Source organism: Mesorhizobium sp. B4-1-3, from assembly GCF_006439355.1.
In the GTDB taxonomy this organism is placed as follows: domain Bacteria; phylum Pseudomonadota; class Alphaproteobacteria; order Rhizobiales; family Rhizobiaceae; genus Mesorhizobium.
This window is the reverse complement of the sequence record NZ_VFTG01000051.1, coordinates 1-9,159: the sequence shown is the minus strand read 5'-3', so window position 1 is coordinate 9,159 and position 9,159 is coordinate 1. Positions and strand designations below refer to the sequence as shown.

At 62.8% G+C, this 9,159-nt stretch carries 13 protein-coding genes; 2 read left to right on the top strand and 11 right to left on the bottom strand.

Features of this window, described 5'->3' with window-relative positions; all coding sequences use genetic code 11:
* The 6 genes from FJW06_RS29865 to FJW06_RS29840 all read right to left on the bottom strand — a co-directional run.
* Positions 1 to 683, bottom strand: a 683-nt coding sequence (locus FJW06_RS29865; RefSeq protein ID WP_140757253.1) for a biotin/lipoyl-containing protein, incomplete at its 3' end; no start/stop codon positions are given.
* 3 nt (positions 684 to 686) lie between these two features.
* A complete protein-coding gene (locus FJW06_RS29860) occupies positions 687 to 1,685 on the bottom strand; it encodes an alpha-ketoacid dehydrogenase subunit beta (protein WP_140757257.1) in 999 nt (332 codons plus the stop codon).
* Positions 1,685 to 2,713, bottom strand: coding sequence for a thiamine pyrophosphate-dependent dehydrogenase E1 component subunit alpha (locus tag FJW06_RS29855; protein ID WP_140757251.1), 1,029 nt, complete (start codon positions 2,711 to 2,713; stop codon positions 1,685 to 1,687). Before FJW06_RS29855 ends, FJW06_RS29860 begins: the two co-directional genes overlap by 1 nt.
* Before the next feature lie 2 nt (positions 2,714 to 2,715).
* Entirely contained in the window at positions 2,716 to 4,044 is a 1,329-nt protein-coding gene (locus FJW06_RS29850) for an NAD(P)H-dependent oxidoreductase (RefSeq protein ID WP_140757249.1), read from the bottom strand.
* A gap of 256 nt (positions 4,045 to 4,300) precedes the next feature.
* Complete coding sequence (locus FJW06_RS29845; protein ID WP_140757247.1) at positions 4,301 to 4,759, bottom strand: YbaK/EbsC family protein; 459 nt, start codon at positions 4,757 to 4,759, stop codon at positions 4,301 to 4,303.
* Positions 4,760 to 4,966: 207 nt separating this feature from the next.
* Positions 4,967 to 5,233 carry a helix-turn-helix transcriptional regulator gene (locus tag FJW06_RS29840; RefSeq protein WP_140757255.1) on the bottom strand — a complete coding sequence of 89 codons (267 nt, stop codon included), beginning with the start codon at positions 5,231 to 5,233 and terminating at the stop codon, positions 4,967 to 4,969.
* Positions 5,234 to 5,527: 294 nt separating this feature from the next.
* Here FJW06_RS29840 and FJW06_RS29835 point away from each other — a divergent pair, with 294 nt between their 5' ends.
* A complete protein-coding gene (locus tag FJW06_RS29835) occupies positions 5,528 to 6,136 on the top strand; it encodes a hypothetical protein (protein ID WP_140757245.1) in 609 nt (202 codons plus the stop codon).
* 326 nt (positions 6,137 to 6,462) lie between these two features.
* On the opposite strand, the gene FJW06_RS29830 is transcribed toward FJW06_RS29835, so the two are convergent.
* Positions 6,463 to 6,831, bottom strand: a complete 369-nt coding sequence (locus tag FJW06_RS29830) for a hypothetical protein (protein WP_140757243.1) — start codon at positions 6,829 to 6,831, stop codon at positions 6,463 to 6,465.
* 350 nt (positions 6,832 to 7,181) lie between these two features.
* Between FJW06_RS29830 and FJW06_RS29825 the strand changes: the two genes are divergently transcribed.
* Positions 7,182 to 7,442 (top strand): hypothetical protein, encoded by a 261-nt coding sequence (locus tag FJW06_RS29825; RefSeq protein ID WP_140757241.1) that lies wholly within the window; start codon positions 7,182 to 7,184, stop codon positions 7,440 to 7,442.
* 75 nt (positions 7,443 to 7,517) lie between these two features.
* Here FJW06_RS29825 and FJW06_RS29820 read toward each other — a convergent pair whose 3' ends face one another.
* The 4 genes from FJW06_RS29820 to FJW06_RS29805 all read right to left on the bottom strand — a co-directional run.
* Positions 7,518 to 7,820 carry a DUF883 family protein gene (locus tag FJW06_RS29820; RefSeq protein ID WP_140757239.1) on the bottom strand — a complete coding sequence of 101 codons (303 nt, stop codon included), beginning with the start codon at positions 7,818 to 7,820 and terminating at the stop codon, positions 7,518 to 7,520.
* A gap of 94 nt (positions 7,821 to 7,914) precedes the next feature.
* Positions 7,915 to 8,454 (bottom strand): MerR family transcriptional regulator, encoded by a 540-nt coding sequence (locus FJW06_RS29815; protein WP_040983239.1) that lies wholly within the window; start codon positions 8,452 to 8,454, stop codon positions 7,915 to 7,917.
* A 132-nt stretch (positions 8,455 to 8,586) separates the two neighbouring features.
* Entirely contained in the window at positions 8,587 to 8,910 is a 324-nt protein-coding gene (locus FJW06_RS29810) for an integration host factor subunit alpha (protein ID WP_040983242.1), read from the bottom strand.
* A gap of 103 nt (positions 8,911 to 9,013) precedes the next feature.
* Positions 9,014 to 9,159, bottom strand: a 146-nt coding sequence (locus tag FJW06_RS29805) for a 3-oxoacyl-[acyl-carrier-protein] synthase III C-terminal domain-containing protein (protein ID WP_281404903.1), incomplete at its 5' end; no start/stop codon positions are given.

The window sequence follows — 9,159 nt, the reverse complement described above, 5'->3', positions numbered from 1 at the left end:
TTGTCGTGCGGGACAAGCTCGTAGGAGCCTTCGGCAAACAGCTTCAGCACCTGATCGTCCGACATCGGCTTCGGCGCCGGAGCGGGCGGGACTTCTACCGGAATCGCGGCTGGCGGCTGGACAGGGATGGTCGCGCCTTTCGCGGCGACTGCGGCTTCGACGTCGGCGCGCACGACGCGGCCGCGCGGACCGCTGCCGGCTATGCCGGCAATCGCAAGACCCGCCTCGCGCGCCAAGCGCCGTGCAAGCGGCGTCGCGCGCGCTACGATCGGCGATTGGCTGATCTCCCCCCCTGAGGGGGAGATGGCCGGCAGGCCAGAGGGGGGCGCGAAAGAATGAGACGTTGGCGGGACAGCGCCCCCCTCTGTCGGCTTCGCCGACATCTCCCCCACAGGGGGGGAGATTGGAGCCTTCTTCTGCGGCGTCTCAGCCGAATACACTTCATCGTCGGCATAAATCCAGGCGACGGGCTCGCCGACTGGAATGTCGACGCGCTCCTTGCCGGTGATGTTGCGCAGGGTGCCGCTGGCCGGCGCGTCGATCTCCATCGCTGCCTTGTCGGTCTCGATCTCGAAGAGCACGTCGCCCTTCTTGACGCGAGCGCCCTCCTCGGCGAACCAGCGCGAGATCTGTCCGGTCGCCATGTCCATGTCGACCTTGGGAAGAATGACTTCGGTCGGCATCGCTCAGCGAACCCCTTTCACAAGGTCGCGCGCGGCGGCGATGATGTCGGGAACCTGCGGCACCGTCGCCTTTTCCAGGTCCGGATTATAGGGGATCGGCGTCTCGGCGCCGCCGAGGCGCACGATCGGCGCATCGAGGTAGTCGAAGGCCTCGCTCTCGGCGACCAGCGCGCTCACTTCCGCGCCGATACCGAGCGTCTTCACCGCCTCGTAGACGCAGAGCAGGCGCGATGTTTTCTTCACGCTGTCGATGACGGTCTGCCTGTCGATCGGGCGGATCGTGCGCAGATCGACCACTTCGATGTCGATACCTTCACCTTCGAGCGCGGCCGCGGCGTCGAGCGTCTTCTGCACCATGATCGATGTCGCGACGATGGTGAGGTCGCGGCCCTCGCGGCGGATCTCGGCCTTGCCGATCGGAACGGTGTAGTGGCCCTCGGGCACATGCCCCTTCATCTTGTAGAGCAGCTTGTGCTCGAAGATCATGACCGGGTCCGGATCGGCGATTGCCGCCAACAGCATGCCCTTGGCATCGTGCGGCGTCGCCGGCTGAATGACCTTGAGGCCGGGCACATGACCTAGCCAGGCCTCCAAGCTTTGGCTGTGCTGCGCGGCGGCACCCGTGCCGGAGCCGGCCGGGAAACGCATCACCACCGGCACCGAGACCTCGCCGCCTAGCATGAAGCGCATCTTGGCCGCCTGGTTGACGATCTGCTCCATGCCGAGTGTGGCGAAATCCGAGAACTGGAATTCGAAGATCGGCCGCATGCCGGTGACGGCCGCGCCCACCGCGACGCCGGCGCCGCCCAGTTCGGAGATCGGCGTGTCGATCACGCGGTCGGTGCCGTAGCGCTCGACCAGATCGCCCGTCACCTGGAAGGCGCCGCCATAGACGCCGATATCCTCGCCCATCAGGAAGACGCGCTCGTCCATGTCCATGGCGATCGCCATGGCTTCCTGGATCGCCTGGGCGTAGCTCAGTTCACGCACCGCGGCGTCCATCACGCATGCTCCGTGTAAACATAGTTCTGAAGGGTGGCGATCTCCGGCGCCGGGCTCGCCTTGGCGAACTCGATGCCGTCGGCGATCTCCTTGGCGACCGCGTCGCGGATCGCCTGCATACCCTGGTCGTCGATGAAGCCGAAATCGCGCAGCTCGGTCTCGAAGAGCGTGATCGGATCGCGGTTCGCCATCCAATCCTCGATCTCTTCCTTGGTGCGGTAGCGGTTGCGGTCGCTCTTGGAATGGCCGCGGTGGCGGTAGGTCTTGGATTCGATCAGCGTCGGCCCCTCGCCCGCGCGCGCCCGCTCGACCGCATTGAAGGACGCTTCGGCCACCTCAGAGAAGATGTTGCCGTTGACGATGACGCCGGGCATCGAATAGGCGGCCGCCCGCTCGGCGATATTCTTCACCGCCGTCGAGCGCGCCGTCGAGGTCGACATGCCGTAGCCGTTGTTCTCGCACACGAAGATCACCGGCAGCTTCCAGATGGCCGCCATGTTCAGCGCCTCGTGGAAGGCGCCCTCGTTGTTGGCGCCGTCGCCGAAGAAGGAGACCACGACCTTGCCGGTCTTCATCATCTTGGACGAAAGCGCGGCGCCTACCGCGATCGGAATGCCGCCGGCAACGATGCCGTTGGCGCCGAGATTGCCCTTGGCGACATCGGCGATATGCATGGAGCCGCCCCTGCCCTTGCAGTAGCCGGTGGTCTTGCCGAAGAACTCCGCGAACATTCGGCTGACCTCCGCGCCCTTGGCGATGCAATGGCCATGGCCGCGATGCGTCGAGGTGATCTGGTCATCCTCGGCGAGCGGCATGCAGATGCCCATCGCGCTGGCCTCCTGGCCGATCGACAGGTGCATGGTGCCGTGGATGAGGCCGCGCATGTAGCACTCTTCCGCGCCCTCTTCGAAGCGGCGGATGAGGTACATCTTATGAAGCACCTGTCTCAGCTGCTCCGGACTGTACTGGCCATAGACGAAAGGCAGGTTGGCCCGGCTATCCACGACGGCTTTGTTGGCTCCAGCCATGATCACGCCTCCACAGCGCCGTAGACGAGCTTGTCCTGGCGGGCGCGCAGCTCGGCGATCTTCGAGCCCGGAGCGGGCGCCGCGTTGGCATAGGTGATGAGCTCGCCCTTCTTGATGGGCGCCGTGACGGAGCCCCCCTGCAGCAGGCCGCAAGGGATCGCGCGTGCCGCATGGGCTTCCGGCGCCGTCATGATCCAGGCGCGATAGCAATATTCGCCGATGGCATCGAGCTTGTCGCCCGGCTTCAGATCCTTCTTGGCGACCGCGCAGACCTCGGCCACGGGCTTGGCCAGCGGCACCATGTCGGCCTTGCCGTAAAGCACGACGCGGGCGCAGGTCAGCGGCACTTCCAGCGAAGTCAGGTGATAGGGGCGATGGAAGGTGAAATACGGGCCCTTGCCCATCTTCAGGTCTTCCATGCGCTCCGAAATGCGCGGATGCGACATGTCGGCCACGACGAAGACGCCGGGCGCCACGCCCTTGCCGATCGAATAGTCGACGACGCCGACTTTCGACAGCACGCCGCCGTCCTTCTCGGGCACCAGCACCTTCGACAATTCGCCGAGCGTGGCCGCCGGGCCATGCATGCCGGGCTTGTCGGGAACCAGTCCGGTCGCGTTGGCGATCGCAGCCATCTCGACCATGGTCTTCGAACCGTCAACGAATTCGACCAGCATGCGCACGTTCATATGCCGGCGCTTCGCCTCCTCCTCATAGTCCGGAGGCGTGGCGTCGATGTTGAGCGGGTTGTTCTTGCCCTTGCCGGCGGCGACGATCGGGTGACCCATGGCGGAGACGAACTCGATCAGCTCCATGCAGGAAGACGGCTCGTCGCCGGCGCCTAGCGAATAGGTCACACCGAGGCGGTCGGCTTCGCTCTTCAAGTAGGCGCCGATGGTGACGTCCGCCTCGACATTCATCATCACCAGATGCTTGCCGTGCTCCATGGCGCGCAGGCCGATCTCTGCGCCGACGGCCGGAACGCCGGTCGCGTCGATGACGACGTCGATCAGGTCATTGCCGATGATCAGGCTGGAATCGTTGGTGACCGCTATCTTGCCGGCCTCCATGGCAGCGGTCATAGCCGACGCGTTCGACACTTCCCGCGCGCGTCCCGTTTCCTGGAAAGCGATGTCGACGGCCTTGCTGGCCGCGGGAAGGTTCAATTCGGAGATGGCACCGATCTCGATGCCGGACATATGGGCGACGCGGGTGACGATGTCGGTGCCCATTTCGCCGGAGCCGATCAGGCCGATGCGGATAGGCTTGCCGGACTTGGCTCGCTCCTCGAGATCGCGGGCAAGGCCCGTCAACGAAATATTGGATGCCATACCGTGTACTCCTCCCATATTGCATGCTGTTCGGTTGCCTGACCGGTATTGAACATATGTATTTCTGTCAAGACTAATGTCCAGAATTTGGCCGTTCGTCGACGCTTTTCGAGTTGGTCGGGGCGCAACGGCGAAACGCTTCAGGCGCGAGCGCCCCGTGCCAAGCCAAATGGAAGCGAGCGCTCACCATCAAGCTCCGGTCAAAGCCGGGCGGTAGCCCTTTTGCGAGCCGCGAAGAGATATCTGGCGGGAATTGTTACTGGCAAACGTCGACCCACACGGCGCCGACCAGATCGGCCATGCGCTGCGGCGTGATGCGCACTGCGGCATTGGTGGCGCCAGCGGCGGGAACGACTTCGTCGAAAGGCTTGAGCGACAGGTCGCAAAAGATCGGCAGCGGCGCCGGCAGGCCGAACGGGCAGACGCCGCCCGGCAGATGGCTGGTGACGGCCAGCACCTCCTCCGCGCCGAGCATGCGCGGCTTGCCACCCATCCTGTCCTTGAATTTGCGATTGTCGAGCCGGGCTACGCCGCTGGTCACGACCAGCATGGTCTCCTCTCCGACGCGCAGGCAGATCGTCTTGGCGATCTGCGCCGGCGTCACGCCATGCGCCTCCGCCGCAAGCGCGACAGTGGCCGAGCTTGTCTCGGTAACGATTACCTCCACGTCCGGCGCGTGCTCGGCAAAGAAGGCGCGAACCGATTCCAAGCTCATGTGAATTCCTCGTCAGGATATCTTTGTCTTTACGCAATTCCGGACGGAAAACCGCTCACACCTTTCCTGGAATCGCTCGAGCAGCAGCGGTGGCGAATCGCATGATGCGGCCGACCTTGGCAAGAGCCAGCGCCTGCGCCTTGCAGGCACTAAAAAGCCCACCGGGCGAAATCCCGGCGGGCTCTTCGATGTGCGCCTTTCGCGCCTCTATTGCTGGGTAGGCCAATTCCCCTCGTCCGGCATTTTGATCAATTCCTCTTCCGGTATCTGCAACGCCGAAGCGATGCGCCGGAGCTTGGCGGGGTCGGCGTCCTTGCCGTCCTCGATGTCGACGATCTCGCCCACAGCCAGGCCGCAGGTCAAAGAGAGTTCCTCGATCGTATATCCCCTCGTTTCGCGAGCGGCTTTCAACGGGTTGAGGCCGGACGCGGCAATGATGTCGTTGGAAACAGCGTTTCGTGCGGTGTTGGGCATGGCAACTCCTTGGGATGAAACAGGGTCTGATGAAATGGTGTTGCCTGAGACGGGCGGGAGAATGCTCGTTAACACTTCATTTGCCAAGAGCACCGGTGCGGCGTCACGCCATCGTGAAGCGGCGTTTTGGCCGTGCCTCAGACACCAGCAATGTAAGGTCGCGCGGCGCTCAATCAAGTTCTTTTGAAGGTCCGAGACCGGATTCGCCGGCATTTTCGACGTCCCGATTCGTTAGCTTGCCGTCACCGGCGGCCGACAGCCGGCGCCGGAAGTTTCCCGGAAGGATCAGACGCCATGAATTTGAAATCGTTCGCAATCGTGCTCGGCACAATCTCAAGCGTCATCGGCGCGACGCAAGCTTGGGCGGCGGATGCCGTGCGTATACGGGGCACTGTCGCCAGCGTCGCCGGATCGACGCTGACGGTGAAGGACCGCGACGGCAACACCGATGCGATCACGCTTGCCGACGGCTGGAAGATTTCGGCTGTCGCCAAGGCATCGGCAGCCGATATCAAGCAGGGTGATTTTCTCGGCATCGCCTCGGTATCCAAAGCCGATGGCGGCAGCGGCGCCCTGGAGGTCGTGATCTTCCCGGCCGCACTGAAGGGCACGGGAGAAGGCGACCGCGACTGGGATTTGCAGCCCAACAGCCGCATGACCAACGGCACCGTTGCCGACGTCACCGAGATCGAAGGCCGCTCGGTGACGCTCACCTATGACAACGGCCAGAAGAAACGGATCGCGATCCCGCAGACCACACCGATCGTGACATTCGCTACCGCCACTCCAGCGGATCTCAAGCCTGGCGTCGCGGTGTTCGTCAATGCCGAGCGCAGCGGCAACGGCAAGCTCGTCGCCAATCGCGTCGTGGTCGGGAATCACGGTGTCGCGCCGCCTATGTGAGGCCAAGCATCCACGCTCTCGGGATTTCCAGAATCGCGAGGTCTTCGCATCTCGGGGCGCGCGCGGCGCTAGTACGCTTCACCGTTCCATGGAAATGGCAAGACGCCCTATCTCTTTGTTTTACGCAATTCCGGACGGAAAACCGCTCACACTTTCCTGGAATTGCTCCAGAGGACTTCTCAGAAACAATCCAGAAACAAAAATCTACATTTGGGAAAAATTGGCGAAAAAAACCAGGAGGATAGTTCCTTTCGCGAGGCTTGGGCACGGATTTGATCCCGAACGCCCGCTTAACAAGGAAACGAATCATGAAGAAGTCCCTTCTCTCAGCGCTCGGGCTGGCTCTGGCCCTGGCGTTCACCATGCCGATCCTGGGCGCCACAAGCGCAGATGCGGCTCCGATGAAGAAGCATCACCATCATCGTCATCACCACAGGCATCACCACCGTCATCATCATCACCACCACCACCACCATAAGAAGATGGCTCCGAAGAACGCCTGATCTTCCCTTCCACCGATGGGAAGGCAGGCCTTCGCCGCTGAAGCGGACCGGCCTTCCCATCGGATTTTCCGCATAAACGTCCGGTGATGTCGAACCGCACGCCGGAATGTGGGTGATGGGACCCGCGATGACCTGTCGGCCAGATACCGCCTGGTTCTGACGACCGCCCGTCTCATCCTGACGCTTCGCCATCCGGCTTTCGTTGCCGGCTTCGCCCTGAAGCTCGGCTCTGCCAAATCCACCCACCCCGACGCGCTATCGTCGGCCGCAATCCGCGGTTCGTGACGCCTGCCGACAAGCTGGCGGAGCCGCTTCCATGTCGAGGCGCTGCGCGCCGGATGCGTGCCGCGTATCGCCAACGAAGGTCGCGCACCCGGACCGTCCAGTCCGCTGAAATTGCCGGCCAAACCAAAAAAGTCGCGCGGCATATGTACCTTTCCATTGGAGGCGGCACTAAGCGGCCATGGGCGCCGCGAAAGGCGCTCCTCAACCCAGCGGGACCCAGGACGGCGATCCCGACAACCAATGGAAGGAAATGCTCAATGACCAACTTCAAGCGTATCACCCTCGCCGCCGCTCTCGTCGTTTCGGCTTTCGGTTCCGTCTCGGCTCCTGCCTTCGCGGGGACGCATCCGACCGGCGACGGCGGTGCGGTCTGCAAGGGCCATGGCTCGTGCCTGGTGCTGCAACTCGATTGCAAGGGCACCTATACAGACGCCACCGACAAGAACGGCACCGTCTACGGCAAATGCAGTCAGGTCATGAAGGTCAATCCGAAGACTCGGCTCAAGCTGGCGAACTGATCGCTGGCAACCGAGTAATATGGAAATGGCGGCCGTCAAGGACGGTCGCCATTTCTGTTTCAAACCGTCGATCGATCAGCGGCGGCTGATGAGAAGGCCTGCAAGCAGTCCGACCACGACCAGGCCGACGGCGGCGGCCGTCGCCGGATGATCGCGCGCCGTACGCTCGATCGCCCTGCCCCTGCGCCTTATTGCCGGCAGCGCCTCGTGGAGGCGGTCGGCAAGTTGCGAATAATAGTCGGACGCCGCCTCGCGGCCATCCTCGTAATAGGCGTCACCGCGCCTGGCCAAAACTCTCTTGAGATCGTGCAATTGCCGCGAAAGCGCCGCGACCTGCTTGTCGATATCAACATCGGAGAGGGTCGAAAACGATGCCATGCTTGTTGTCCTTCTCTTCGCGAAGGCCTAACGCACGGACACCGAGCCAGTTCCGGCGGGCTGACCGCGCGGCATCAAGCGGCATGACGACCGCTCAACGGACCTGGTCGAGCAAGCGCTTGCATTCCAGCAAGTCGAACAGCGCCTCCTGCAGCAAGGCTCGATTGTCACGCGACAATTTCGAAGAGTCGGGCTGAACCGGACCTTCGTCGTCGCTCTTGCCGAGACCGAAGAAACGGCGGCTGGGCTTGACCTTCGGCTGGCCGACCAGCGCGTCCTCGTCGCCGCGCGGCTGGGCGGCTGCTGTCAGCGGTACCTGCTCGGCCTGGCGGCGCTGGGCGATCGCCTCGACGGCGGCCATGTCGCCATTGCCGATAGCGACCAGAAAATGGTTGCCGTTCTCGCGCAACAGCTTCTGCACGCCTTTGATCGTATAGCCCTGATCATAGAGCATATGCCTGATGCCCTTGATGAGCTCGACGTCCTGCGGCCGGTAGTAGCGCCGGCCGCCGCCACGCTTCATCGGCTTGATCTGGGTGAAGCGCGTCTCCCAGAAACGCAGCACGTGCTGCGGCAGATCGAGGTCTTCCGCCACTTCGCTGATGGTGCGGAAAGCATCGGGACTCTTGTCCATGGGCCAATCCTCCACACTGGACCACGATCCGGCGCATGATGCCGAATCGCGCCTTATTTCAGCGATTTATGAAACGATATTCAAGCCCAGCGTCAAAATGGCCGGCGATTTTCAACCGCATTCGCCAGCAAACTACTTGCCGCCCTTGCCCTTGCTGTTCTGGTGCGAACGCAGGATCCGGTTCTTGAGCACGTTCGAGGATTTGAACGTCATCACCCGACGCGGCAGGATCGGCACTTCCTCGCCCGTCTTGGGGTTGCGGCCGATGCGCTCGTTCTTGGAGCGGACATGGAAGGTGGCGAAGGAAGACAGCTTTACCGTCTCGCCGCGAACGATGGCCTCGCAGATCTCGTCCAGGACCGCCTCGACGAGTTCCGCCGATTCAGTTCGCGACAAGCCGACCTTCCGATAAACGGCTTCAGCTAGGTCGGCACGCGTAAGTGTCTTTCCCCCCATGCGACCGTCCCATCTGCTCGCAAAACGTAAATCGATACAGGTAAAGGCAGAGCCTAAGTAATTGATCCGGCAAGGTCAAGAACCGAACCGGCGAGTTCGGCACTTACCAGCGGAGCAATACCGCGCCCCAGGTGAAACCTCCACCCATCGCCTCGAGAAGCACAAGATCGCCCTTCTTGATGCGGCCGTCGGCGACAGCTACCGAGAGAGCGAGCGGCACGGAGGCAGCCGAGGTGTTACCGTGTAGAT